Genomic DNA, 26,287 nt, shown 5'->3' on the forward strand with positions numbered 1-26,287 from the left:
GGCCCCCTGGTGGGGGCGGGCCGGGGTCGGGTGCCGGGCCGCTCCCGCCCGGGTCGCGCGGCTACCCCCGCCCGCCCCCACGGGGCCGCTCGTACGGGCCCCCGGCCGCGTACGGCCCCGCGTCGCGCCCCTCGGAGCCGCCCCCGCACCCCGTCACCATCGCGGCGGCGCCGGGACCGACCGGGCCCCCACCGGCCACATCCGGCCTACCGGCCCCACCACCACCCCCGCCAGACCCACCCGAGTCGCCCGGGCCGCCCCCGCCCCCGGGGCCGCCGTCGCCCGTACCCGGGTCCGGCGCCTCGCGGCCGTAGTGGTCGCGCAGGTCGGCGACGACACCGAAGGCCGCGGCGGTGAGGGGGACGGCCAGCAGCATGCCCAGGATGCCGGCCAGGCTGGCGCCCGCCGTGAGGGTGATCATGACGACCGCGGGGTGCATCTGCACCGTGCGGCTCTGTACCACCGGCTGGAGCACGTGGCCCTCGAGGACCTGGACGGCCAGCACCACGCCCAGTGCCCACAACGCGATCGCGAGGCCGCCGTCGGCGAAGGCGACGAGCACGGCGACCGCGCCGGAGAGGAAGGCGCCCAGGTAGGGGATGTAGGCCCCGACGAAGACCAGCGCGCCGAGCCCCACCGCGCCGGGCACGCTCAACACCAGCAGCCCGATGGTGATGCACACCGCGTCGATGAGCGCGATCACCGTGGTGCCGCGCATGAAGCCCTCGACGGCCTGGAAGGCCCGCCGGGCCACCGCCTCGAGCCGGGGGCCCGTACCGCGCGGCGCGTACGCGTGCAGGGTGCGCACCGCCCGGTCGGCGTCGCGCAGGAAGAAGAAGGTGAGCAGCAGCGCGAGGAACGCGGCGGCGGCCATCTGGCCGACGACGCTGAGCCCGGAGACCAGCCCGGTCGCCGCCGTACCGCCGAACTTGTCGGCCAGCTCCCGCCCGTTGGAGGCCATGTCCTCCACGGAGTTGCCCGCGATGTCGAAGTCCCCCGACAGGTCCCGCGCCGCGTCCTTGACCGAGGCGACGATCTGGTCACCGCTGTCCACGAGGGCTTGCACGACGATGTAGACCGCCCCGCCCACGACCGCGAGCAGCGCCAGACAGGTGAGCCCGGCGGCGAGCGAGGCGTTCAGGTGCCTGCGCACCAGCCACCGGTACAGCGGACCGAGCAACGCGGAGCCGAGCAGCGCGAGCAGCACGGGCGTCACGGCGGCCTTGAGCACCACCGTGAGCCAGACGACCACCCCGGCCACGGCGGCCATCAACAGCAGCGCCCCGCACCAGGCAGCGACCCGGCGCACCTCGTACGGCAACAGGGCGGGCTCCGGCCCGCGCGGCGAAGCTGGGCGATCACTGGGCACACCCCCAGCCCACCACGCCCACCCCCACACCACCCGCCGACAGCCGCCGCGCGGGTGACGGGCCGACGCCGGGCTCACCCGGGCGCGGGCGGGTCCCGGCGGCCACCGGGTGAGCGACAGTCCGGGCCCGGCCGCCACCCACGAGAAGCCGCCGTCGTTGATGATCCCGCCGCAGGGCGGGTCCACGGTGTCGCCGATCGGATACGTGACCGCCTGGAAACCGCACGGGCACCAGGGCACACAATTGCAACTCCCTTGCCAGGCAGTACTGTTGCGCCATGGGGAGACCGGCCGTGATTCGCGGCATGGCCCATCACGTGGGCATCTACACGCGACAGTCCGAGCAACGTGCGAGCAGGAGCGAGGCGAGCACGGAAACGCAGTGGCACGAGTGCGTTTCCGGACTCGCCCACTGGGGGCTGGAACCGCAGTGCATCGAGCGCTACGAGGACCTCGGCATCTCCGCCTTCAAGGACGTTGACCGCCCCGGCTACCGCCGCTTGCTCGCTGACGCTGGCGCGGGTCGGCTCAACGTCATCGTCGTGCACTACATGTCACGGCTCAGCCGCAGGACGGCGCAGGAGACGTACGACGACCTGAGCCCGCTGCTCCGCAACGGCGTCCGGATCATCAGCGTCGGGGAGAAGCGGGAGTGCCACGCGAACAACCTCTTCGCGTTGTTCGAGCTTCTCTTCAAGCTCCAGGCCAGTCATGAGGAGAGCCTGAACAAGTCCCTCGCCATCAGGGCCACGAAGGACCTCGAAGCTCGTCTGGGTGGCTACACCGGCAAGGCGCCGTTCGGTTTCACGCTGGTTCGCGAGACCCGGCACACCGACAGCGGGAAGCCCGTTTCCGTCAAGATCCTGACCCCGGACACCGAGCACGAGGCGCCCGTCGTCCGGCGTATCGCGGAGCTTGCCGACAACTGGATCACGGAGAACGATCCGACCGGATCCGTCTGGAAGATCGCCCGCATCCTGGAGAAGGAGGGACACCAGACGCGCGGACAGCGGACGGCCATGGCGCGGGTGGACGCCAGGTGGGACGCCAAGACAGTGAAGCGTGTCCTCGTCGACCCCCGCATCGCCGGGTTCGACGTCGAGAGCGTGTACGGCACCCGCAGGGACGGCACCCGCTCGAACACGGTCGCCGAATACCGCCTCGTACGCCGAGCCGACGGTTCCCCCGTACAGCGCTATGCGCCGATCATCTCCGCGGAGCAGTGGTACCGGATCCAGGGTTGGCTCAGCGACCGGCATCCGGGCGGCAACCCTCACTGGGACGGCAGGCCGTCGGGGCTGCTGTCCGCGATGAAGCTGTTGTTCTGCGAATGCGGCGCGATCATGACGCACGGCGGCTCGGGCTCCAAGAAGCACTACCGATGCCGTCGGCGTGTCATCAAGCCCGGACAGCATGAGGGAGAGGTCACCATCGGCGCCCGGGGAATCGAGCAGTACCTCGCCCGACGGATCTTCGCCGTCATGCGGGTCACGGACGATGAGTCCGCACTCGCCGTTCTCGCCGAGGCCGCCAACCGCTACGCCATCCAGCGGGAGAGGACGGAGGCTCCGGAGGTGACGCAGGAGCGTGATCGGTTGATCTCGGAGCGCGCGCGCCTCCGGAGGTCCCGCGAGGCGCACCACGCCGACCGCGAGCGCGTGATGCTCAGGGGCGGATTCGTGGACGACTTCGCCCGCGAGTCATGGGGCGCAATCGAACGGGCGCTCGCGGAGCGGATGCGCTCGATCGACGCACGCATCGCCGGGATCGGTGACGGCAAGACCGTTGGGCTGCCGTACGAGGAGTGGCTCACCACCGATACGGACCCGACCGGTCCGGGCTCGTGGTGGGACACCGCGGACTTCGAGGCGAAGCGCGCGTTCCTCCGTCTGTTCTTCGACCGCGTCAGCGTCAGCAAGGCGCGGCGCTGGGCCGGGAGGGGATTCCCGGTCGAGTCCCGTGTGACGATCGAGTGGGCCGGCGGCGTTGACCTGAGCGGCCGTCCGAAGATCGGGGTCGCGTAGCCGGTAACGTCGACGGGCTCTGTGCGCGGACGTGTCCGAGCGGGGCCCGCACGAGGCCCCCGGCCCACTGCCGCGACGGTGGTCGACACCGTTCAGCGGACCCCGCGGCAGGTTATTCGGCGGCGCCGGCCGCCCCAACGGCCGGCGCCGCCGTCGCATGGCCCGGTGCGTCCGACGACGTGAGGCCGCACCCCATCGGACGCCCTGGCCTGGCTCTGGCCCCGGGCCGGACGGCCCGGGGGTGGGTCAGGGCGCGTACCGCGTCCTACGCGTGCGGCAAGCGCTCGGTCGACGGGATGACGCCCAGCCGGCCCGCCTGGAAGTCATCGACCGCTTGCTGGAGTTCGGCGCGGGTGTTCATGACGAACGGCCCGTAGTGCGCCATGGGCTCACGGATCGGCTGCCCGCCGAGGAGCAGCACCTCCAGGGCGTCCGACCGCGAGTCCTGCTTCGTGTCCGCACCGACCGTCAGTGCGTCGCCGCTGCCGAAGACGACGGTCTGCCCCGTGCGCACGGGGCGGCGATCCGTTCCGACATAGCCGTTTCCGGCGAGCACGTACGCGAGCGCGTTGAAGTCGGGCCGCCACGGAAGGACCAACTCTGCTCCGGCGTTCACCGTGGCGTGCACGAGCGTGATCGGCGTGTGCGTGATCCCAGGTCCTTCGTTGCCGTCGAGGTCCCCGGCGATCAGACGGATTATGGAACCACCGTCGGCGCTGGCCAGGTAGGTGACGCTGCCGCCGCCGATGTCCTGGTAGCGCGGTGCCATCATCTTGTCCTTGGCCGGGAGGTTGACCCACAGCTGGATTCCGTGGAACAGCCCGCCGGACATGACCAGTTCCTCGGGCGGAGTCTCGATGTGGAGCAAGCCGGACCCGGCCGTCATCCACTGCGTGTCACCGTCGTTGATGACACCGCCGCCGCCGTGCGAGTCCCGGTGGATGAAGCTTCCGTCCATCAGATAGGTGACGGTCTCGAACCCTCGGTGCGGGTGCCACGGAGTGCCGCGCGGCTCGCCGGCCTGGTAGTTCACCTCCCCCATCTGGTCCATCATGATGAACGGGTCGAGGTGCCGGTAGTCGATGCCGGCGAAGGCGCGACGAACGGGGAAGCCCTCCCCCTCCAGGCCGCTCGGGGCCGTACTCACAGTGAGCACAGGCCGGGGCGTCGCGTCCGTGGGGGCGCCGACCCGGGAGAGGGCCAGCGGGTCAGCGGGAGTGATGGCAGGCATGGGGATCTCCGCGTAAGTGAGAGGTGTTTTCGCAGGTCAGAACTGTGACAACGACTTCCCTAGGCCCGACGCACCGGGAAGCCCTCGCCCTCCGGGCCGCTGGGCGCGGTGGTCACGTTCAGTACGGGCCGCGGGCGCGCGGGCTGGTGGCCGGCGCGGGTGGCGGGCGCGGCGACGCGCGGCAGCGTCAGCGGGTTCTCAACGGTTACGGCGGGCATGACGGCCTCCTCGGTCGTTCCGGATTCAACTTAGTTGAATGGTGAACGACTGGCAAGACGCGCCCATTCCCGCCCGGCGCTCCGGGCGCCACTTTCGGCCACGCCGCCCGGGCCGCACCCCCACCCGCCACACCGCCCCCACACACGACGGACCCGGTCCGGGCCGCGCGTGCGCGGTCCGGACCGGGTCCGTTGGGCCGGTGGGGGGCGGGGGCGCCCCGGCGGAGGGCGGAGCCTCAGCCGTACATCTGCCGCATGGCGTAGTCCACCATCTGCTCCACGGCCTTCGCGTCGAACACCATGCGGTGCTGGCCCTCCATGTCGAGGACGAAGCCGTACCCCGTCGGGAGCAGGTCGAGGACCTCGGCGCCGGTGATCACGAAGTACTTGGACTCCTTGCCGGCGTAGCGGCGCAGCTCCTTGAGCGAGGTGAACATCGGGATCACCGGCTGCTGGGTGTTGTGCAGCGCGAGGAAGCCGGGGTTGTCGCCGCGCGGGCAGTAGACCTTCGAGGTCGAGAAGATCTGCTGGAAGTCCTCGGGGGCCATGGTGCCCGTGGTGAAGGCACGGACCGCGTCGGCCAGCGACGGGGGCGACGGCTCCGGGTACAGCGGCTGCTCGCCGTACCCCGCGCCCGGCTGACCCTGGTGGCCGTGCTGGCCCTGGTGGCCGTGCGGCGGCTGTTGCGGCGGTGGCGGGGCGGCGTACTGCTGCCCGCCCGCGTTCTGGTCGTAGCCGTACATGTCATAGAGCGTACTGAGTCACAGTTGGGCTATTGAGGGTTGCCTCTTATTACCGGTGGGTAGCATCATGGCGGTCATCGTTTGAAACGCATACGAGAACCGATCCCACCCCCGGCCGGGCGCCGTCGGCGCCTCGCTGGGTCGAGCCTTACGGAGCCGTCGCCATGGGGCACTACAAGTCGAATCTCCGCGACATCGAGTTCAACCTCTTCGAGGTGCTCGGCCGCGACAAGCTGTACGGCACCGGCCCGTTCGCCGAGATGGACGTCGAGACCGCCAAGAGCGTGCTCTCCGAGATCGCCCGCCTCTCGGAGAACGAGCTGGCCGACTCGTATGCGGACGGCGACCGGAACCCGCCGGTCTTCGACCCGGACACGAACACCGCGCCGCTGCCGGACACCTTCAAGAAGAGCTACCAGGCGTACATGGACGCCGAGTGGTGGCGCCTCGGCCTCCAGGAGGAGCTGGGCGGCACCACCGCGCCGCGCTCGCTGCTCTGGGGCTTCGCCGAGACGATCCTCGGCGCCAACCCGGCGGTGTGGATGTACGCCTCGGGCCCGGCGTTCGCGGGCGTGCTCTTCGAGGAGGGCACCGAGCAGCAGAAGCACATCGCCAAGCTCGCGGTGGACAAGCAGTGGGGCTCCACCATGGTGCTGACCGAGCCGGACGCCGGCTCCGACGTCGGCGCCGGCCGCACCAAGGCCACCCAGCAGGACGACGGCTCCTGGCACATCGAGGGCGTCAAGCGCTTCATCACCTCGGGCGAGCACGACATGTCCGAGAACATCCTGCACTACGTCCTCGCCCGCCCCGAGGGCCACGGCCCGGGCACCAAGGGTCTGTCGCTGTTCCTCGTCCCGAAGTACGAGTTCGACTTCGAGACCGGCGAGCTGGGCGAGCGCAACGGCGTCTACGCCACCAACGTCGAGCACAAGATGGGCCTCAAGGCGTCCAACACGTGCGAGATGACCTTCGGCGACCGGCACCCCGCCAAGGGCTGGCTGATCGGTGAGAAGCACGACGGCATCCGGCAGATGTTCCGCATCATCGAGTTCGCCCGGATGATGGTCGGTACGAAGGCCATCGCGACTCTGTCCACCGGCTACCTCAACGCCCTGGAGTACGCCAAGGAGCGCGTGCAGGGCCCGGACCTGGCCGCCTTCACGGACAAGACCGCCCCGCGTGTCACCATCACCCACCACCCCGACGTGCGCCGCTCGCTGATGACGCAGAAGGCGTACGCCGAGGGCATGCGCGCCCTGGTGCTGTACACCGCCTCCGTCCAGGACGAGATCCTGGTCAAGGAGACCGCGGGCGAGGACGCCAAGGCGCTGCACGGACTGAACGACCTGCTGCTGCCGATCGTGAAGGGCTACGGCTCGGAGAAGTCCTACGAGCAGCTCGCCCAGTCGCTCCAGACCTTCGGCGGCTCCGGGTACCTCCAGGAGTACCCGATCGAGCAGTATATCCGGGACGCCAAGATCGACACCCTCTACGAGGGCACCACCGCCATCCAGGGCCAGGACTACTTCTTCCGGAAGATCGTCCGCGACCAGGGCCAGGCGCTGACCACGCTCTCCGACGAGATCAAGAAGTTCCTCGCCGAGGCGGGGGGCGGCGACGAGCTGGCCGCGGCCCGCGAGGAGCTGGCCAAGGCCGCCGTCGACCTGGAGGCCATCGTCAGCGCGATGCTGACCGACCTGGCCGCCACCGAGAAGGACGTCGCGTCCATCTACAAGGTCGGCCTCAACACCACCCGGCTGCTGCTCGCCTCCGGTGACGTGATCGTCGGCTACCTGCTGCTGCGCGGCGCCGCGGTCGCGGCGGCCAAGCTGCCCACCGCCACCGCCAAGGACGTGCCCTTCTACCAGGGCAAGGTCGCCGCCGCGAAGTTCTTCGCGCACAACGTCCTGCCGGGCGTGAGCACCCAGCGCGCGCTCGCCGAGTCCATCGACCAGTCGCTGATGGAGCTGGACGAGGCCGCTTTCTAGGCCGAGAGTCACCGCCGCTTTCCAGGCCGAGAGTCACTGCCGCCTTCCAGGTCGCGCGCCGCAGGTCGTCGGCGGGGCCGCGCGCCCCACGCCCCGGGTCCGCCGCCGTCGGCGCCCCGGGGCACCCAGGCCACTGTCACCCCACGAGACGGGGCCCGCTTCCCACCCCACGGGGAAGCGGGCCCCGTCGGCCGCTTCCGGGCCGGCGCGCGGGCCTGGCAGGGCCCTGGCGGGGCTGATGGCGACCCTGGCAGGGCCCTGGCGGGGCTGGCAGGTCCCTGGCGGGGCAGGCGGGGGGGCCTCGTACGGACGGGTGGGACAGGGCGGATGGACGGGCCGGGCAGGGGCGGCGCGGCGGGCGGGGCGGTGGCGCGGTGGGAGGTGGCGTGGCCGAATTCCACGCGGCCAGTTCGCTGCGATGAGCTGATGATCGGGCGACGCGCCGCGTTCTCGCCTCAGCCCCCCTCGCCGGCCTCTTTATGCTGAGGGGCATGAGTAGCCCCGCCCGCTTCGATCGCGGCCACACCGATGATCTGCTGTCCTTCCTCGCCGCGAGTCCGTCGCCGTACCACGCGGTCGCCACCGTCGCCGCGCGGCTGGAGAAGGCCGGCTTCCGCCAGGTCGCCGAGGTGGACGCGTGGGACGGCGCGAGCGGCGGGAAGTTCGTGCTGCGCGGGGGCGCGATCATCGCCTGGTACGTGCCCGAGGGCGCGGGACCGGCCACCCCGTTCCGGATCGTGGGCGCGCACACCGACTCGCCCAACCTGCGGGTCAAGCCGCTGCCGGACACCGGCTCCCACGGTTGGCGGCAGATCGCCGTGGAGATCTACGGCGGGACGTTGCTCAACACCTGGCTCGACCGGGACCTCGGGCTGAGCGGGCGGCTCACCCTGCGCGACGGCGCGCACCGGCTGGTGGCCGTGGACCGGCCGTTGCTGCGGGTGCCGCAGCTCGCCGTGCACCTGGACCGGAGCGTGAACACGGACGGCCTCAAGCTCGACCGGCAGCGCCACCTGACGCCGATCTGGGGCATCGGCGGGGTGCGCGAGGGCGACCTGATCGCGTACGTGGCCGAGGAGGCGGGCGTGGCCGCCGAGGACGTCGCGGGCTGGGACCTGATGGTGCACAGCGTCGAGCCGCCCTCCTACCTGGGCCGGGACCGCGAGTTGGTGGCCGGCCCGCGCCTGGACAACCTGCTGTCGGTGCACGCCGAGGCCGCCGCGCTGGCCGCCGTCGCCACCCGTGGCGCCGACCTGCCGCACATCCCGGTGCTGGCCGCCTTCGACCACGAGGAGAACGGCAGCCAGTCCGACACCGGCGCCGACGGCCCGCTGCTCGGCACCGTCCTGGAGCGCTCGGTCTTCGCGCGCGGCGGCTCGTACGAGGACCGGGCCCGCGCCCTCGCCGGCACGGTGTGCCTCTCGTCCGACACCGGGCACGCCGTGCACCCCAACTACCCGGAGCGGCACGAGCCGGGTCACCACCCGATGCCCAACGGCGGCCCGATCCTGAAGGTCAACGTCAACCAGCGGTACGCCACCGACGGCAGCGGGCGCGCGGTGTTCGCGGCCGCCTGCGAGCGGGCGGGGGTGCCGTGGCAGTCCTTCGTCTCCAACAACGCGGTACCGTGCGGCACCACGATCGGGCCGATCACCGCGGCCCGACACGGCATCGCCACCGTGGACATCGGTGTCGCGATCCTCTCCATGCACTCGGCCCGCGAACTGTGCGGCGCCGACGACCCGTTCCTGCTCGCGAACGTGCTGGCCGCGTTCCTGGAGGGCTGACTTGGAATTCTCACTGCTGGGCCCGGTCGCCGTGCGGACCGCGCACGGTGACCTGCCGCTCGGCCCGGCCAAACGGCGCAGCGTACTGGCCATGCTGCTGCTCCAGGCGAACACCACGGTGCCGGTGGAGCGGCTGATCACCGCGCTGTGGGAGGACGATCCGCCCGAGCACGCCCGCACCGTCGTCCAGGGCCACGTCTCGCGGCTGCGGGCCACGCTCGCGGACGGTGGCGCGCACACCTTCGGGGTCGAGCTGACGACGCAGGGTTCGGCGTACCTGTTGCGGCTGCCGGCCGAGCGGGTGGACGCGCACCGGTTCGAGGAACTGGTGGCCCGCGCCCGCGAGATGACCGGCTGGCGGGACGCGACCGGTCGGCCGGGGCAGGGCGCGGGCCCGGCCGCGGGTCCCGGTGGGGCCGGCGCGGCGGCCGACGCCGTGCCGATGCTGCGCGAGGCGCTGGGCCTGTGGCGCGGCCCCGCCCTGACCGGCACCGTGACCAGCCCGCCGTACGCCGCGGCGGCGCACGCCCTGGAGGAGCGGCGGCTGTCGGCGGTGGAGGCGCTGGCGTACGCGCACGAGGAGCTGGGGCAGTACGACGTGGCCGCCGCCGTGCTGCACACCGAGGCCGTCGCGCACCCGTTGCGCGAGGGTCTGATCGCGACGCTGATGCGCGCCCTGTACCGGGCGGGCCGGCAGTCGGACGCGCTCGGCTGGTACCACCGCACCCGCGGGTTGCTCAGTGACGAACTCGGCGTGGACCCGGGCGAGGGGCTGCGCCGCGCGTACGAGGAGATCCTGAACGCGGACGCGGCGGTGCCCGCCCAGCGCGCGCCGGGGGGCCAGCGACCCGCCGCGCCCCATGGCAGGGCGCCAGGCGGCGGCACGGCCGCGGCCCAGGGCCCCGGCGACCCGCGGGTCGGCCGGGCCGCCCCGGCCGCGGAGAGCGGCCCCCACGGCGGCGGAGCGGCCCCGTACGGCGCGGGGGCCCAGGGCCCGGTCGCGGCGCGGCCAGGGGCCCAGCCGGCGGCGATGCCAGGGGCTCAGCCGGGCGTCGGGCCGCACGGCGACGGCGGGTATCCGGCGGGGCCCTACCCGCCGGCCGGTGCCGGGTATCCGCCGGCCGACGCGTACCCGCCGGCGCCCCAGCCCCCGGGCGAGGGCGCGGGGGCGGGCTCTGCGGGCGTCGCGGGCGTCGCGGGTTCCGGGGGCGTGGCCGGTGCCGGGCAGCCCGGCGGGTACCCGGCGGGTGGCGCCGACGGGGCGCGGGCCGGGGCGAGCGCGCCGTGGCTGTTGCCCCGGCCGCCCACCCGGTTCCGTGGCCGGCAGGCCGAACTCCAGTCGCTGAGCGCGCTGGTGCGCACGCCGGCGCCGGGCGAGGCCCCCATCGCGCTGGTGACCGGCCCGGCCGGGGTCGGCAAGACGGCGTTCGCCGTGCACTGGGCGCACCAGCACGCCGCCGCCTACCCGGACGGGCTGCTCTTCGCGGACCTGCGGGGCTTCGGCGAGCGTGAGGAGGCCCCGCCCATCGAGGTGTTGCGGGACTTCCTGCTGGCGCTCGGCACGCCGCCGGACCGCATCCCGGGCTCGCCGGAGAGCGCCGCGGCGCTGTACCGGTCCCGGGTCGCCGGGCGGCGGCTGCTGGTCGTCCTCGACAACGCGCGCAGCTCCGCGCAGGTGCGGCCGCTGCTGCCGGGCGGCGGCCAGGGCGCGGACTCGGCCTGCGTGACGCTGGTGACCAGCCGCAGCCGGCTCGACGGGCTGGTGGCCACCGACGCCGCGCGGCCGGTGCCGTTGCAGGCGCTGACCCCGCAGGACGGCGTGGACCTGCTGACGGCCATGCTCGGTGGCGACCGGGTGGCCGACGATCCGGACGCGGCGCGGGAGTTGGTGGACCTGTGTGACGGGTTGCCGCTCGCGCTGCGGGCCGCCTCCGCGCAGCTCACCGCGCGGCCGAGGTGGCGCCTTGCCCGGCTGGCCTCGGCGCTCCGCGACGAGCAGCGGCGGCTGGCCCTGCTGTCGGCCGAGGACACCGGCATCGCCGCCGCGCTGCGCATGTCGGTGGCCCGGTTGTCGGCGGACGACGCGCGGCTGTTGGCCGCGCTCGGTTCGGGGTTCGACCGGCACGTGGAGGCCACGGCGGTGGCGGCGTTCGCCGGCTCCGACCCGGACGTGACGCTGGACGGTCTCGACCGGCTCGCCGAGATGCACCTGGTCGACGAGGAGGCCACCGGCCGCTACACGATGAGCGACCTGGTCAAGCTGTTCGCCAGGGACGGCAAGACGAGCGGCGGCCAGCCCCGGCCGCCGGGCACGCCCCCGGCCGCACCCCCGCCGCCCGGGTCGCCGCCCTCGTCCGGGGCGCCGCCGGAGAGCGGAGGCTAACGCACCACTGTCCGCGCGGAATCGAACACGACGGGGCCGCCCCTGGGGGCGGCCCCGTCGCGCGTGCGGGCGTTGGTGGGTGTCGCCAACGGTGCCGACAGCGGTGCCGACGGCTGTCAACCTCCCCGTAACGAAGGTGGTTTGTGCTGGTCAGGTGGCTAACGCGGGCCTGTTAGGCAGGGGTTAGCAGCACGGCAACGGGCCCCGGCAGGCTTGAGCCATACCAACCGACCAGCGCTCCTGGGGGGACCAGAACATGTCGCACACCACCGCCACCGCCGCCACCAACAACGCCGCCCGCACCGGCCGCCTGCGCGGCAACGCGGTCCGCATCACCGCCGCCACGGTCACCGCGCTCGCCGCGCTGACGCTGACCGCCTGCGGCTCCGACGACAGTTCGGGCACCAAGACGGAGGGTAAGGCGGACTCGGCGCCGTCGCTGGAGCCGGCGGCGAAGGACGCGAGCGCCGAGAACGGTGGCGACAGCGGCGCCGAGACGGGCGGCAAGGGCGACTCCCCGGTCGGTCAGGGAAGCGGCACGGGCGGCACGGGTGGCTCGGACAGCGCCGGTCAGGGCGGCACGGAGACCGGCGGCAAGGGCCCGGGCGTCGAGGGCGCCAAGGAGCGGCCGACCGACACCGGCTCGGACGCCGGCTCGGGCAGCGAGGACGGCGGCCCGACCGACAAGCCCTGCACGGTCGCGGACACCCAGATCACGCTGGAGCACACGGGTGGCACGATTCCCGCGATCACGTTGAAGCTCACCAACACCGGGTCCACCGCCTGCAACGCGTACCACGTTCCGCTCGTCGGCTACCCGAACGCGCAGGCGCCGCTCGCGGTGGGCGGGGACAAGCCGCAGGCCGTGCGGACGGTGGCGCCCGGCGAGTCCACGACCGCCACCATCGGTCTCGGCAGCGAGGACGGCTCCACCCCGCACCGCGAGCAGCGGCTCACGGTCACCCTCGTGGACGCCGACAACCACCCCCTGTCGGGCCAGGCGACCGTCTCCGCGCCGGCCGGCGCCGGCCTCCTCCTCGACGACAACTCCTCGGTCACCTACTGGGGCGCCGGCCTGGACTCCCTGTAGGGCAGGCCCGACGCGGGGCGCCTGACCCACGCCCCGCGCTCCCCGTCAGCCGACGGACCCGGCGCCACGCGCCAGACCCGAGCCGGCGGACACGGGCCCACCGGCACACCCCCGAAGCCGTCGCCCCGTCATCCGCCCGAAGGCCCGCCCCGACATCCGGGGCGGGCCTTCGTCACGTCGTCGCTCGACGTCACATCGGGGGCATGAGCACCGAGTCGACGATGTGCACGGTGGCGTTGGAGGTCCGCACGTCACCGCAGACCACGTTGGAGCTGTCGTTGACCTTGAAGCTCTCGCCCGATCCCGCGGTGGTCAGCGTGCTCTTGGCCAGCGTCGGGTAGGAACCCTTGGCCAGCTTCTCCGGCGGCAGCGGCTGGCCCACGACGTGGTAGGTCAGCACCTTCTTCAGCATGGCCTCGTCGTTCATCACCTTGTCCAGGTCGGCCTTCGGGATCTTGGCGAAGGCGTCGTTGGTGGGGGCGAAGACGGTGATGTTCTCGGCACTGTTCAACGTCTCGACCAGGCCGGCCTTCTGCACGGCCGAGACGAGGGTGGACAGCTCCGGGTTGTTGGACGCCGCGGTGGCGACCGGGTCCTTGGCCATGCCGTCGAAGCTGCCGGAGCCCTCCTCGGGGACCGAGGCACAGGCCGGACCGAACGGCTTGGCCATGGCGCTGTCGGCCGGGCTCGTCTCCTCCTCCGGTGCGCCGGGCTTCTCCTTCGCCGACGCGGAGCTGTCCGCACCGCTGTCCTTGTCCTTGTCGTCGCCGTCGTCCGAGCACGCGGTCAGCGTCAGCGGCAGCGCCGCCGCCGCTACGAGTGCGAGCGCGAGACGGCCGGTGCGGCGGGTGCGGGAGGTGGTGCGCATGATGGTGCTCCTTCGGGAGGCTGCTGGGATGTCGGGCGCGGTTGTCGCGGGCGGGCGGGTGCCGGTTCGTGGGACCGCCGTTTCCGGGGCCCGGCCGCCGCGCCCCGGAAACGGCGAGTTCGCGTCGCGCACCGGGAGGCGCCGTGGCAGACCGGTGCGCGGCGGGAGTGGTCTTCGGTGAGCCGTCACACCCGCTATTCGGAGCACCGCCCCGGGCGGATTGGCCGTTCTTCCGAAAGAGTCGGGTCGCGCCGTCCACCGGACCGCGTCGTACGCCCCAGACCGCGTCGCACGCCCCCGGGCCGGGTCGTACGCCCCCGGGCAGCCGCGTGCTCCCCCCGTCCGTCGCGGCGCGGCCGGGACCAATCCGCGGTGCCGACGGCTACGAACAGGGAGCGGACCCGCGACAGCGGGCGGCCGACCACGGAAAGGGCGACATGGTGCGAGAACCCGTACGCATCGGCGGCACCGCCGGGCACGGGCCTGGCCTCACGGAGTTGTTGGAACGGGTCGCCCGGGGCGACCAGGAAGCCTTCGCCCACGTCTACGACGCCGTCGCGGGGCCTGTCCTGGGCCTGGTGCGCCGGGTGCTGTGTGACCCCGCGCAGTCGGAGGAGGTCACCCAGGAGGTGCTGGTCGAGGTCTGGCGGACCGCGGCCCGCTTCCAGGCTGACCGGGGCTCCGCGATGACCTGGGTGATGACGCTCGCCCACCGCCGTGCCGTCGACCGGGTCCGCTCGGCCCAGGCCCGGGCGGACCGCGAGGAACGGGTGGCCCGGCTCGACCACACCCCCGCCTTCGACGACGTGACCGAACAGGTCGAGAGCCGGCTGGAGCGGGAACAGGTGCGCCGTTGCCTCGGTGGCCTCACCGAGCGGCAGCGGCAGGCGGTGACCCTCGCCTACTACCGGGGGCTGACCTACCGTGAGGTCGCGGAGCTGCTGAAGCTGCCGCTGGGCACCATCAAGACGAGGATGCGGGACGGGTTGATCCGTCTCCGCGACTGCCTGGGGGGCACCGCATGAACGCCGCGGACCTGCACACGCTGACCGGCGCCTACGCCCTGCACGCCCTGTCCGAGCCGGAGCGCGCGCGCTTCGAGCGCCACCTGGCGGACTGCCCGGCCTGTGCCCGGGAGGTCCGCGAGTTCGCCGGGACGGCCGCCCGGCTCGGCCTGGCCGCCTCGCTCGTCCCCCCTCCCGCGATGCGCGAACGTGTCCTGCGTGGCATCACCGCCGTGCGCCAGGTGCCACCCGAGGAGCCCCGGCGGGTGTCGGGCGACGGACGCGGCGCGAAGTGGTTCGCCCGGCGCGCGACACACCTGGCGCTGGCGGCCTGCGTGACCGTGGCGGCCGGCCTGGGCGGTGTCGCGGTCTGGCAGCACCACGAGGCCGAGCAGGCCCGGGGTGGCGCCGAAGAGGTCCAGCGGCAGGCGCGGGCGCTGGCCCGGGTGCTCGCGGCGCCGGACGCCACCATGACCAGCGGCCGGATCGAGGACGGCGGCGTCGCCACCGTCGTCGCCTCCCGCTCCCAGGACCGGGCCGCCGTGATCGTCGACGCCCGGCGGTTGCCGGCGGACAGGGTCTACCAGATGTGGTTCGACGACGGCGGGGTCATGCGCCCGGCCGGGTTGCTGGGCCGTGGCGGCACCGGCACCAGTGCCGTCATGAGCGGCGCCGTGGACGGCGCGCGCGGCATGGGCATCACCGTGGAACCCGCGGGCGGTTCGCCACGCCCGACGACCGAGCCGGTGGCGGCGTTGGAACTGCCCGCCTAGGGCGCGGCGCGCACGCGCGCGGCGCGGAGGTCGGCCCGGTCGGGGCCGGCGTCCGCGCCGTCGTGTTGGTGGGGTCGGTCGGGTCAGTGGGGGGCGGTCGAGCGGGCTCGCCGCCCGACCGACCCGACCGTCGGCCGGATCAGCCGAAGGTGAAGGCGTACGCCTCGATCCCCGGAGCGGGGCGCACCTCAAGGCGGGCCCGGTGCGCGTCGTCCTCGTCGACGAGCGTGTGGAGGGTGGGGGTGCCGTCGACCTGGATCGTCCGGGTGGGCTTGCCGTCCACCAGGACCTCCACCGGTCCCTGACCGGCGAGGACCAGATGGACCTTCCTGGCCCGGTAATCCAGGGCGATTCGAGCCTCCCGGCCCGCGGTGAAGTGCTCGTATCCGGCCGTCCAGGTGCCACCCAGGGCGACCGCGTCGCGGGGCAGGTCGGCGGGGAGGCGGTACCGCCTGGCCTTGTCCGCCGTCAGCGGATCACCGACGTAACGGTCGATGCGGTGGGTGCTCAGGTACGTCTCGGGGGTGCGGTCCTCGGTGAGTTCGTCGGCGCGGCCCGTCGTCGCGGCGGGCAGCCGCACACCGGGGTCGGCCTGCCGGAGGAGGTCGCGGATCAGGCCCTCGGTCTGCTCGTACCTGCCCTCGCCGAAGCGGAAGTAGCGAACGGTCCCGGCGGAGTCGATGAGGTACTTCGCGGGCCAGTACCGGTTGCGGTAGTTGTCCCAGGTGGCGAGCTTGTTGTCGAGGGCCACCGGATAGTCGATGCCCATCTTGCGCGTCTGGTCGGCGACGTTCGACGCGTTCTTCTCGAACGCGAACTCGGGTGAGTGCACCCCGATCACGCGCAGCCCCGCGTCGCGGTAGGCGCGGTCCCAGGCCTTGATGTGCGGCAGGCTGCGTTGGCAGTTCACGCACGAGTAGGTCCAGAAGTCGATGAGGACGACCTTGCCGCGCAGCGCCTCCAGCCTCACCGGACGCCCCTGTGGGGTGTTGAGCCACCGGGTGATGCCCTTGAGGCTCGGAGCCCTGCCGCAGGAGCGCAGCTCGTCGACGCCGTCCTCGCACCGGGAGAGTTCCTTGTTCTCCTTGCCGTAGAGGCCGGAGAGCTTCTGCCGGGCGGCGTCGCTGTCCTCGATGCCGCGCCGCGCGGAGGCCGTGTAGTCGGGCAGGGTGCGCTGGATGGCCGCGGTGACGTCGAAGGCCAGCGCGGCGGCCAGCACGATCATCACGGTGCCCGCGGCGATCCGCAGGCCACGGGCGCGGGTGCGGAAGGCGGCGACACGTTCGGCGACCCGGCGCCCGGCGAGCGCGAAGGCCAGCAGCGGAACGGCCGTGCCGACGGCGAAGGAGACGGTCAGCGCGACGATGTCGACACTGATCCGACCGCGCGCCCCGGCGACGGTGATGGCCGCGAGGACCGGGCCCGCGCAGGGCACGTACAGCAGCCCGAGTCCCACGCCGAGCACGAACGCGCCGCTCTCCCTGCCCACCTGGCGCTGCGGGATGCGCGCGAACGGCCGCTCCAGCAGGCTCTCGACGCGGGGGAAGACCAGCCCGACGCCGATGAGGACCAGCAGCGTCAGACCGACGTAGCGCAGGATGTCGTCGGGCAGCCCCAGCGCGGAGATCAGCGTCACGCCGAGCAGGGCGAAGAAGCTGAAGCTGACCACGAGGCCCGCCACGACGGCGTACGGCCGCCGGTTCCGCGTCCGCCGGGCCCGTGGCGCGTCGGCATCGGCTTCCGCGCCGGGGTGCGGGTCGGCTTCCGTGCCGGCTGTCGGGCCGGCCTCGACGGTGGCGACCGGGCCGGCCGCGCGCCCGCTCGCGCCGGCCGCCCGGCCGCGAGCCTCGGGGCGCCGGGCGCCGCCGCCCGACGAAGCCCGCCGGCCGCCCGGTCCACTCGGCCCACCGGCCAGGAAGACGACGGGCAGGACCGGCAGGACGCACGGCGAGACCGCCGTGATGAGACCGCCCAGCAGTCCGATCAGGATCAAGGTGAGCACGGGGTCCGCCCTTCGGTCAGGAGACCGGTGGGCCCGGGCTCCTCACCTGTACTTCGCGGCTGGCGGGCCCGCGGATTGGCACGGCCGCCCGGCGCTGGCCTCCCGCGCCACGCGCTCCACCAGACGCGCGGAAGCCCGGGCGCGACCTCTCGGCGCGCGCCCGGGCTTCCCCGTCTGCCGTTCCGCTCCCCCGGCGAGGGGCCGCGCTACTCCGCCTCCGTGCCCGACTCCGCGTCCAGGCCCGCCAGGACCAGCGGCAGCCGGTTCGCGCCGGTCGGCGTGACGCGGATCGGGACGCCCCAGTCCTGCTGGTGGACGTGGCAGGCCGGGTAGGCGATGTCGGGCGCGTCGTCGCAGGAGGCGGCCATCGCCGAGACGTGCAGGACGCCCTCGCTGACGCCGTCGGCCAGCCGCAGCTCGCGGCTGAGGTCCGGGCCCGCGCCCGCCCCGTCGGCCAGCAGCTCCGGCGGGGTCGAGCTGACCAGCAGCCGGGTGGACGGGCCGTACCGGGTGTCCAGCTTCTGGCCGCTGGGGGCCTGGAAGACCACGTCGAGCCGGAGCGCGCCCGGGGCGACCTCGGTGGCCGCGCGCTGGGTGCGGTGCGCGACGGACTCGACGCGCACCGCCTCCTCGGGCAGCTTGAGCCGGGTCAGTTGGTGCCGGGCGGACTCGACCACCACGATGTCGTCGCCGACGAGCACCGCGCCCGAGGGCTCGCGCAGGTCGGTCGCCAGCGTGCTGACCTCGCCGGTGGCCGGGTCGTAGCGGCGCAGCGCCTGGTTGTACGTGTCGCTGACGGCGACGCTGCCGTCGCGCAGCGCGGTGACGCCCAGCGGGTGCTGGAACAGCGCCTGCTCGGCCGGGCCGTCGCGGTGGCCGAAGTCGAACAGGCCGGTGCCGACGGCGGTACGCACCACGAAGGCGTCCGCCGCGTCGGCCGTCTTCGACGCGTCCCCCGCCTCCGCCCCGTCCGCCTCCCGCGGGTCGCGCTCGACGTAGCGCAGGGCCGAGGTCTCCGAGTCGGCGATCCACAGCCGGTCGGCGGTGGCGGCCAGGCCGGACGGCTGGGCGAACCACGCCTGCTCGGCCGGCCCGTCCACCAGGCCCTCGTTGGTGGTGCCGGCGGCGGCTCGCACCGTGCCGGCGACCGGGTCGTACGTCCACAGCTGGTGGACGCCGGCCATGGCGATCCACAGCCGGTCGGCGAAGTAGGCCAGGTCCCACGGCGAGGACAGGTCCACCTCGCGGGCCGGGCCCGAGGTCGGCGCGCCCTGCCACCACTGGCGGCCGGTGCCGGCGATGGTCTCCACAGTGCCGGTGGCCGGGTCGAAGCTGCGCAGGGCGTGGTTGACGGTGTCGGCGACGACCACCCGCTGGCCGCCGTCGGGGCCGGCCGGCAGCAGCGCGAGGCCCTGCGGCTCGTTGAACCTGGCGGTCCGGGCGTCCCCGTCGGCCAGGCCGCGCTCGCCACTGCCGATCCGCCGCACCACGGTCTCGCCGTCGGGCGCCAGCTCCACCAGGGCGTGCCGGGTGGAGTCGGAGACGAGCAGGTTGCCGCCGGGGAGCTGGATGACCTTGCCGGGGAAGCGCAGGTCACCGGGGACGGGCTCGGGCTCGACGTACGGGCCGGCGCCGCGCCGCAGCGTGCCCTTCGCCTCGTGGGTGGCCTCCAGCTCCTCCACGAGCCGCTCGATCGCGTGCGCGTGGCCCTCGCCGGCGTGCTGCGCCACCACGTACCCCTCGGGGTCGATGACGACGAGGGTGGGCCAGGCGCGGACCGCGTACTGCTTCCAGGTGGCGAGGTCGGGGTCGTCCAGGACGGGGTGGCGCACCTCGTACCGCTCGGTGGCGTCGACGACGGCCTGGTGCTCGGCCTCGTGCACGAACTTCGGCGAGTGCACGCCGACGATCACCACGGTGTCCCGGTGCTTCTCCTCAAGCTCGCGCAGCTCGTCGAGCACGTGCAGGCAGTTGACGCAACAGAAGGTCCAGAAGTCCAGGATGACGATGCGTCCTCGCAGGTCAGCGAGGGAAAGGTCGCTGCCGCCGGTGTTCAGCCAGCCGCCCGCACCACTCAGTTCGGGGGCCCTTACGCGCGCACGTGAAGCCATGTCCCCATCCAACAGCAACGGCCCCGCGCGCATTCCCCGCCCCCACCGGCCCCACGGGCCGCCACCGAGCGCCGGGGGTCCGGGTCCGGCCCCGGGCCGTCAGGCGCGCAGCAGCCGGCCGCGCGCGTCGGTCTTGTCGTCGCTGGCGAGCAGCACGATGCCGTCGACCAGGCCCCACACCAGCAGCCCGCCGCAGGTGACGAGCTGGGCGACGGCCATGCCGATGTGCCCGGTGTAGAACCGGCCGGCGCCCACCCAGCCGAAGAGGATCTGCAGCACGCCGGCGACCACCCGCGACTTGTCGGAGTACGGCCGGCCGTACGGGTCGTACCCGTGGGGCGCGTCGGGGACCGGGACGTGCCCGCCGAGCTGTGGCGGGTAGCCGGCGTGCACCGGCTGGGCGACGTTCAGCGGCGGGTAGCCGTAGCTGGGCTGGCCCTGGGCGCTGTGCGGGTAGCCGTAGCCGGGCTGCCCCTGGGGCGTCGCGTACGGGTTGGGCCCGCTGGGGGCGGCGTACGGGTTCGGCCCGCCCTGCCCGCCGTACGGGTTCGGGCCGCCCTGTCCGCCCTGGGGCGTGCCGTACGGGTTCGCGTGCGTCATGGCTGTACCCCCCGAGGTCGGTCGCGGTGGTGGCGCACGGCCCGCGCCGGGCGCCGCTCGGTGCCTGCTGGTCTCCCATCCTGTCAGCCCGGGCCGGCTTCCGCCGCCGCCCCTCGGCCACGGGGTCGGGGGGCGGGGCCGTCGCCCGGTGTGTCGGGCGCGGGGGCTAGCGGGCGCCCAACACCCGGTCGCGCAGGGCCGGGAAGTCCGCCCGGGTGCGCGCCACCCGGGACAGGTCCAGGTCGACCGTGAGCACCGACTCCGTCGCGTCCGCCTCGGCCAGCACCTCGCCCCACGGGTCCACGACGATGCTGTGCCCGGCCTGCGGCACGCCGCCGTTGGTGCCGGCCGAGCCACAGGCCAGCACGTACGCCTGGTTCTCCACCGCGCGGGCGCGGGCCAGCAGCGTCCAGTGCTCGCGGCGCCGCTCGGGCCAGCCGGCGGGGATCACCAGGAGTTGCGCGCCCGCGTCCACCAGGAGCCGGAACAGCTCGGGGAAGCGCAGGTCGTAACAGGTCGCCAGGCCGATGGTGGTCTCCGGCAGGGCCGCCGTGACCACCTCGGTGCCGGCGCCCATCAACACCGCCTCGCCCTTGTCGAAGCCGAACCGGTGGATCTTGCGGTACGTGCGGACCAGCGCGCCCGACGGGTCGAAGACCAACGAGGTGTTGAACAGCGTCGCGCCGTCGTCGGTGGTGGGTTGGCCCTCGGCCGCGGGCGCCCGCTCCACGATCGACCCGGCGTGCAGCCAGACGCCGGCCTCGCGGGCCGCGGCCGACATGGCCGTGGCCGTCGGCCCGTCGAGGGCCTCGGCCTGGGGCGCGAACTCCTGGTAGGCGAAGGCCCCCACGGTCCACAACTCGGGGAGCACGACGAGGTCCGCACCGGTTCGCCGGTGGGTGTCCCGTACGAAGGTGGCCGCTCGCTCTCGCCGGGATTCCACCGGCTCGTCCGGGTCCACACCGATCTGGATCAGTGAAGCGCGCACATTACCACCGCTCTCGACGATCGAGCTGTCCAACCGGGCCTACGATCAGTCTGGAAAGCACTGCCGGGGTGCCCGTGCGCAGCGTAACTTAACTGCCAAACAGCACCCAGCCCGCGTACGAACCGCCCGAGGGGTCCCGTGACCGTCCATCCCAGCCTGCAACCTGCCATCGACGCATGGACGCACTCCATCGAAGCGATATCCGAGTTGGTGAACCCCCTCGTCGAGGGGGAGTGGAACCGGGCCACCGAGTGCCCGGGATGGTCGGTGCGTGACGTCGTCTCACACGTCATCGGCTTCGAGTGCGAAATGCTCGGCGACCCGCGCCCGATACACAGCCTGCCGCGCGATCTGTTCCACGTGACCAGCGAGTTCGCGCGGTACGTGGAGGTCCAGGTCGACGTGCGGCGCTGCCACACCGCGCCCGAGATGACCTCCGAACTGGAGTACACGATCATCCGCCGCTCGCGGCAGTTGCGGAACGAGAAGCGCGACCCGGAGACCCTCGTCCGCAGCCCGGTGGGCGAGGTCACCCTCTCCCGCGCCCTGACCACCCGTGCCCTGGACGTGTGGGTGCACGAACAGGACCTGCGCCGGGCCCTCGACCAGCCCGGCAACCTGGACTCGCCCGGCGCGCACATCACCCGTGACGTGCTGCTCAAGGGGCTGCCCGGGGTGGTCGCGCAGCGCGCGAAAGCGCCCGCCAACTCGGCCGTGGTCTTCGACGTGACGGGTCCGCTGGAGTTCATGCGCACGGTGCGGGTGGACGCGGAGGGCAACGGCAAGCTGGACGCCAGCGTCTCGCTCGGCCCCGCGGTGACGATCAGCCTGGACTGGGAGACCTACCTGCGGCTCGCGGCCGGTCGGGTGCGCCACACGGCGGTGGCCGACAAGGTGAAGATCGACGGCGACCAGCCGCTCGCGGAAGCGATCCTGGCCAACTTCGCCATCACGCCGTAGCCGGTACGCCCCGGACCACCGACCCACCCGCCGTAACGTTTCGCGAACCCTCCGTCACGATCCGACGCCCGTGCCCGCGGCCACGGGGTGACCCCCGCCCTCGTGCGCGGGCACGCGGCGACGCGCGAACACGTCACGGGGCGGACGCGGACGCGCGAGACGCACGCGACCGTGGGGCGGACGCGGGGGCCCGACCGCCACCGCCGGCGGCGGCCCTCAGGCCGGTACGTGCACCGCCTCCACGCGGCTGGCGACCACGTGCTCGCGCTCGCGCCGGTGTGCCCGGCCGCGCAGCCGCAGCATCTGGGACAGGCCGAGCGCCTGGAGGAAGAAGACCGAGGCGAAGGCGATCCGGAAGTTGTGGCCGGTCGCGTCGAGGAGCACGCCCACGGCGAGCAGGGTGGCCATCGAGGCCATGAAGCCGCCCATGTTGACGATGCCCGACGCGGTGCCCAGGCGCTCCGGCGGGTTGGCCGGGCGCGCGAAGTCGAAGCCGACCATCGACGCGGGGCCGCACGCGCCGAGCACGACGCACAACACGATCAACAGCGCCGTCGGCGCGTGCCGTTCCGGCCAGGCCAACACGCTGGCCCACAGCAGCGCCGTGGCGGCGACGGTGCCCAGCGCCAGCGGGGCCCGCGCGGCGTGGTGTCGGGCGATGACCTGCCCGTACACCAGGCCGATCGCCATGTTGGAGAGCACCACCAGGGTCAGCAACTCGCCCGCCTCGGCGCGCGACCTGCCCTGCGCCTCGACCAGGAACGGCATCCCCCACAGCAGCAGGAACACCATCGCGGGGAACTGCGTGGTGAAGTGCGTCCACATGCCGAGCCGGGTGCCGGGCTCCCGCCAGGCCGCGGCGACCTGGTTGCGGACGAAGCCCTTGCCGACGTGCGGGTGCGGCTCGGGCTCGTGGCCCGGCGGGTGGTCGCGCAGGAACAACAGCACCAACACCAGCACCAGCACGCCGCCGAGCGCGCTGCCCGCGAACGTCGGCGTCCAGCCCAGGTCGTGCAGCAGCCGCGCCAGCAGCAGCGTCGAGATGAGGTTGCCGGCCATGCCGATCAGCGCGGCGATCTGCGCGATCAGCGGGCCGCGCCGGGCCGGGAACCAGCGCGCGCCGAGCCGCAGCACGCTGATGAAGGTCATCGCGTCACCGCAGCCGAGCAGCGCGCGCGAGGCCAACGCCATGCCGTACGAGTGCGAGAGCGCGAAGCCGAACTGCCCCACGGTGAACAGCACGGCGCCCAGGACCAGCACCTTCTTGGTGCCGAGCCGGTCCACCAGCAGGCCGACCGGGATCTGCATGCCGGCGTAGACCAGGAGTTGCAGGATGGAGAAGGTGGACAGGGCCGAGGCGTTGATGTGGAACCGGTCGGCCGCGTCGATGCCCGCGACGCCCAGGCTGGTGCGGAAGGTGATGGCCACGAAGTAGACGGCGACGCCCAGGCCCCAGACGGCCACGGCGCGGCGCCCGCCGGGTGGGTCGCCCGGCAGCCCCTTGGCGTCGCTGGTCCGTATCTCTCCCGGCGCGCTCACCGATCCTCACCCCGGGCCAGGTGGCGCACCCAGCTCACGTGGTGGTGCACGGCCGCCGCCGCGGCGTCCGCGTCGCCGGCGCGCAGCGCGGCCAGGATCTCGGCGTGCTCGGCGATGCTCTTGGCCACCCGGTCCGGGTGGGCGTGCATCACGGCGACGCCCATCCGGAGCTGGCGGTCGCGCAACTGGTCGTAGAGGCGCTCCAGGATCTGGTTGCCCGCGCTGCGCACGATGGTGGCGTGGAAGCAGCGGTCGCTGGCGACCAGCGCGGCCAGGTCGCCGGCGGCGGCCTGGGCCCGCTGCTGGTCGAGCAACTCCTCAAGGCGGCCGATCAGCTCGGCGGGGGCGGGCACCGCCTTGCGCGCGGCGTGCTCCTCGACCAGCAGCCGGGTCTCCACGACGTCGGCGATCTCCTGCGCGGAGACCGGCAGCACGAGGGCGCCCTTCTTCGGGTAGAGCCTAATCAGCCCTTCCACCTCAAGCCGCAGCAGCGCCTCGCGCACCGGCGTGCGGGAGACGCCGACGGCCTCGGCCAGGTCCCCCTCGGTGAGCAGCGTGCCGCCCTCGTAGTGACGCTCCAGGACGGCCTGCTTGACGTACGCGTACACCCGGTCGGCGGCGGAGCCACCGGCGCCCGCGCGCGGGACGGCGTAGCCAGCGGCGACGTCACCGGCCGGCGAGGCACAGACGGGTTGGGGGGAGGGGGCGTTCGACGGGTTCGGGGAGGTCTGCTGAGCCGGCGGCCGGGCGGGGGCGGTAGATGCAGGGGCCATGCACACAGGATAGATACAACAGGTATGCGTGCGAAGGGCGCGTCCGCCATCCGGACGCGCTCCCTCCGCACGCGGCCGGTGCGCCGGTCGCCGCCGGGCCAGGGCCGGAGCCCGGCCGCGCGCTCCCCGCGTCTTTCCCGCACCGGGGCTGGCTCCTCCCCGGGCCGGGGCCGCGTCCTCCCCGGCCCGGGGCGCGTTCTCCCGCGCCGGGGGCGGCCGCCGTCGGCCATCGCCGGCCGTCGCCGGCCCGGCCCGCTTACCCAAGGGTTAGCGCGCACCTCGAAGTCGGTACTTGTGGGCCGCGCGGCCTCGCGAAACGATGACGGCGGGCCCGGGGAATTCCGGTGGATACACCGCCCGGGCCCGGATATGTCGCACCGCGCGGACACCGCGCGATCAACACCCTTTCCGGTGCCGCGATGACGCCCGCACGCGCCATCGCGATCAGCACGCTTACCGCATGGCCATGGCTCGCCTTTTTCCCGTGCCATTCGCGCATGCCCTCACTCACTCCTGGAGTTTCCTCATGAACGCGAATTCCCCGACGCCCGCCCCCGTCACCGTGCTCGGTCTCGGCGCGATGGGAAGGGCGCTGGCGGCGGCCTTCGTCGCCGGCGGCCACCCCACCACCGTGTGGAACCGCACCCCGGGCCGGGCGGACGAACTGGTCGCCAGGGGCGCGGTCGAGGCGCCGGAGCTGACCTCGGCGATCGAGGCCAGCCCGCTGGTCGTGGTCTGCCTCTTCGACAAGGAATCGGTCCGCGAGGCACTGGCCCCGGCCGCTTCGTCGCTGGCCGGACGCACGGTGGCGATGCTGACCACGTTCACGCCCGCGGACGCCAAGGAGGTCTCCGCCTGGCTGGCCGAGCACGGCGCCGACTACCTCGGCGGCGCGATCATGGCCGTGCCCACCATGATCGGAAAGCCCGAGTCACAGCTCTTCTACAGCGGCCAGCGGCACCTGTTCGACACCCACCGCGCCACCCTGGAGCGCCTGGGCACCAGCAAGCACGTCGGCGCGGACGTGGGCACCTCGGCGCTGTACGAGACGGCGTTGCTCTCCGGCATGTACGCCATGTTCGCCGGCTTCTACCACGGCGCCGCGCTCATTGGCACGGCGGGCGTTTCGGCAACGGAATTCGCCACATATTTCGTGCCGTTCATCCAGGCCATGGCGTCCGCGGCGAACGGAGCCGCCGAATTCATCGACAAGGGCGACTACACGGCCGAGTTGCAGAGCCTGGAATTCAACCGGTCGGCCCTCCACCACATCGTGCACGTCAGCGAGGACCAGGGCATCAGCCCGGAGGTCCCGGCCCTCATACGGGAGTTGATGGACCGCCAGATCCGGGCCGGCCACGGCGCGGACAGCGCGACCCGCATGTACGAGAGCATCGCCCACCCGCAGGGCTGAGCGGGGGCCTGGGTGGCGCGGTGAGGCGCGGGGGTTGGGGCTGCGGGGGCCGGGTGGATGTGGTGTGTGGGCGGGGTTGGGCGCGCGGCGGGGCGGGCGGCCCGGCCGCTCGCCCACACTCGCACGGGCCCGCGCGTCGCAACACTTCGACGCCTACCGATCACGGCAACCGGTGCGTACGGTACGAAACATGGTCTTCGTCGTCATCGGCTCCTGTCTGGCCGCCCTGATCGCCGTCACGGCCGTGGCGGACCACCGCCTGCGCCGCCGCAGGCGCGTGGCCCAGGACGGTGCCGCCATGTCGTACGCCGTACGCTCCGCGCGCCGTGACGTGCGCGCCTGGTCGGCCGGGTCGGGCGGGCACTCGGGCGAGGACACCTCCTGGATGGGACGCGGGTAGCCGCCGCTGCCGCGCCCCC

The 26,287-nt window shown here is 73.5% G+C and carries 21 protein-coding genes; 10 read left to right on the forward strand and 11 right to left on the reverse strand.

Annotated features, from left to right (window positions below; genetic code table 11):
• Window positions 1-61 precede the first annotated feature (61 nt).
• Window positions 62-1,270: an AI-2E family transporter gene (locus OYE22_RS15490; protein WP_277324147.1), complete on the reverse strand. Its 1,209-nt coding sequence runs from the start codon at window positions 1,268-1,270 to the stop codon at window positions 62-64.
• 404 nt (window positions 1,271-1,674) lie between these two features.
• Between OYE22_RS15490 and OYE22_RS15495 the strand changes: the two genes are divergently transcribed.
• Entirely contained in the window at window positions 1,675-3,393 is a 1,719-nt protein-coding gene (locus tag OYE22_RS15495; protein ID WP_277320966.1) for a recombinase family protein, read from the forward strand.
• A gap of 265 nt (window positions 3,394-3,658) precedes the next feature.
• Here the strand turns inward: OYE22_RS15495 and OYE22_RS15500 are convergent, their stop codons facing one another.
• The 3 genes from OYE22_RS15500 to OYE22_RS15510 all read right to left on the reverse strand — a co-directional run bounded on the left by OYE22_RS15500 (window position 3,659) and on the right by OYE22_RS15510 (window position 5,585).
• The gene (locus OYE22_RS15500) at window positions 3,659-4,624 is read right to left on the reverse strand and encodes a pirin family protein (RefSeq protein ID WP_277320967.1); all 966 of its coding nucleotides are present in this window, start codon (window positions 4,622-4,624) and stop codon (window positions 3,659-3,661) included.
• Between the two features lie 59 nt (window positions 4,625-4,683).
• Window positions 4,684-4,842, reverse strand: coding sequence for a hypothetical protein (locus OYE22_RS15505; RefSeq protein ID WP_277324441.1), 159 nt, complete (start codon window positions 4,840-4,842; stop codon window positions 4,684-4,686).
• Between the two features lie 236 nt (window positions 4,843-5,078).
• Complete coding sequence (locus tag OYE22_RS15510) at window positions 5,079-5,585, reverse strand: SseB family protein (RefSeq protein WP_176162994.1); 507 nt, start codon at window positions 5,583-5,585, stop codon at window positions 5,079-5,081.
• Between the two features lie 164 nt (window positions 5,586-5,749).
• On the opposite strand from OYE22_RS15510, the gene OYE22_RS15515 reads away from it, so the two are divergent.
• From OYE22_RS15515 to OYE22_RS15530, 4 genes are all read left to right on the forward strand, one after another.
• A complete protein-coding gene (locus OYE22_RS15515) occupies window positions 5,750-7,576 on the forward strand; it encodes an acyl-CoA dehydrogenase (protein WP_277320968.1) in 1,827 nt (608 codons plus the stop codon).
• A 491-nt stretch (window positions 7,577-8,067) separates the two neighbouring features.
• Window positions 8,068-9,363, forward strand: a complete 1,296-nt coding sequence (locus OYE22_RS15520; RefSeq protein WP_277320969.1) for a M18 family aminopeptidase — start codon at window positions 8,068-8,070, stop codon at window positions 9,361-9,363.
• Between the two features lies 1 nt (window position 9,364).
• The gene (locus OYE22_RS15525) at window positions 9,365-11,746 is read left to right on the forward strand and encodes an AfsR/SARP family transcriptional regulator (protein ID WP_277320970.1); all 2,382 of its coding nucleotides are present in this window, start codon (window positions 9,365-9,367) and stop codon (window positions 11,744-11,746) included.
• 256 nt (window positions 11,747-12,002) lie between these two features.
• A complete protein-coding gene (locus OYE22_RS15530) occupies window positions 12,003-12,836 on the forward strand; it encodes a DUF4232 domain-containing protein (RefSeq protein ID WP_277320971.1) in 834 nt (277 codons plus the stop codon).
• Window positions 12,837-13,026: 190 nt separating this feature from the next.
• On the opposite strand, the gene OYE22_RS15535 is transcribed toward OYE22_RS15530, so the two are convergent.
• The gene (locus OYE22_RS15535; protein WP_277320972.1) at window positions 13,027-13,704 is read right to left on the reverse strand and encodes a fasciclin domain-containing protein; all 678 of its coding nucleotides are present in this window, start codon (window positions 13,702-13,704) and stop codon (window positions 13,027-13,029) included.
• Between the two features lie 437 nt (window positions 13,705-14,141).
• On the opposite strand from OYE22_RS15535, the gene OYE22_RS15540 reads away from it, so the two are divergent.
• Together OYE22_RS15540 and OYE22_RS15545 are read left to right on the forward strand one after the other, a co-directional pair.
• On the forward strand, window positions 14,142-14,729 hold the full coding sequence (locus OYE22_RS15540) for a sigma-70 family RNA polymerase sigma factor (RefSeq protein ID WP_277320973.1): 588 nt from the start codon (window positions 14,142-14,144) through the stop codon (window positions 14,727-14,729).
• On the forward strand, window positions 14,726-15,481 hold the full coding sequence (locus OYE22_RS15545; RefSeq protein WP_277320974.1) for an anti-sigma factor: 756 nt from the start codon (window positions 14,726-14,728) through the stop codon (window positions 15,479-15,481). Before OYE22_RS15540 ends, OYE22_RS15545 begins: the two co-directional genes overlap by 4 nt.
• A gap of 139 nt (window positions 15,482-15,620) precedes the next feature.
• On the opposite strand, the gene OYE22_RS15550 is transcribed toward OYE22_RS15545, so the two are convergent.
• The 4 genes from OYE22_RS15550 to OYE22_RS15565 form a co-directional block, all read right to left on the reverse strand.
• Complete coding sequence (locus tag OYE22_RS15550; RefSeq protein ID WP_277320975.1) at window positions 15,621-17,483, reverse strand: cytochrome c biogenesis protein DipZ; 1,863 nt, start codon at window positions 17,481-17,483, stop codon at window positions 15,621-15,623.
• A gap of 206 nt (window positions 17,484-17,689) precedes the next feature.
• On the reverse strand, window positions 17,690-19,594 hold the full coding sequence (locus tag OYE22_RS15555; protein WP_277320976.1) for an NHL domain-containing thioredoxin family protein: 1,905 nt from the start codon (window positions 19,592-19,594) through the stop codon (window positions 17,690-17,692).
• A 99-nt stretch (window positions 19,595-19,693) separates the two neighbouring features.
• Window positions 19,694-20,194: a TM2 domain-containing protein gene (locus OYE22_RS15560; RefSeq protein ID WP_277320977.1), complete on the reverse strand. Its 501-nt coding sequence runs from the start codon at window positions 20,192-20,194 to the stop codon at window positions 19,694-19,696.
• Between the two features lie 166 nt (window positions 20,195-20,360).
• Entirely contained in the window at window positions 20,361-21,182 is an 822-nt protein-coding gene (locus OYE22_RS15565; RefSeq protein ID WP_277320978.1) for a carbon-nitrogen family hydrolase, read from the reverse strand.
• A 138-nt stretch (window positions 21,183-21,320) separates the two neighbouring features.
• On the opposite strand from OYE22_RS15565, the gene OYE22_RS15570 reads away from it, so the two are divergent.
• Window positions 21,321-22,142 (forward strand): maleylpyruvate isomerase family mycothiol-dependent enzyme, encoded by an 822-nt coding sequence (locus tag OYE22_RS15570; RefSeq protein ID WP_277320979.1) that lies wholly within the window; start codon window positions 21,321-21,323, stop codon window positions 22,140-22,142.
• 216 nt (window positions 22,143-22,358) lie between these two features.
• On the opposite strand, the gene OYE22_RS15575 is transcribed toward OYE22_RS15570, so the two are convergent.
• Complete coding sequence (locus tag OYE22_RS15575) at window positions 22,359-23,681, reverse strand: MFS transporter (RefSeq protein ID WP_277320980.1); 1,323 nt, start codon at window positions 23,679-23,681, stop codon at window positions 22,359-22,361.
• Window positions 23,678-24,454, reverse strand: a complete 777-nt coding sequence (locus OYE22_RS15580) for a GntR family transcriptional regulator (protein ID WP_277320981.1) — start codon at window positions 24,452-24,454, stop codon at window positions 23,678-23,680. The genes OYE22_RS15575 and OYE22_RS15580 overlap by 4 nt, the downstream gene beginning before the upstream one ends.
• A gap of 526 nt (window positions 24,455-24,980) precedes the next feature.
• On the opposite strand from OYE22_RS15580, the gene OYE22_RS15585 reads away from it, so the two are divergent.
• Window positions 24,981-25,868 (forward strand): NAD(P)-binding domain-containing protein, encoded by an 888-nt coding sequence (locus OYE22_RS15585; RefSeq protein ID WP_277320982.1) that lies wholly within the window; start codon window positions 24,981-24,983, stop codon window positions 25,866-25,868.
• A gap of 190 nt (window positions 25,869-26,058) precedes the next feature.
• Window positions 26,059-26,268 (forward strand): hypothetical protein, encoded by a 210-nt coding sequence (locus OYE22_RS15590; RefSeq protein WP_277320983.1) that lies wholly within the window; start codon window positions 26,059-26,061, stop codon window positions 26,266-26,268.
• Window positions 26,269-26,287: the final 19 nt, after the last annotated feature.

The sequence above is a fragment of the Streptomyces sp. 71268 genome, from assembly GCF_029392895.1.
In the GTDB taxonomy this organism is placed as follows: Bacteria; Actinomycetota; Actinomycetes; order Streptomycetales; family Streptomycetaceae; genus Streptomyces.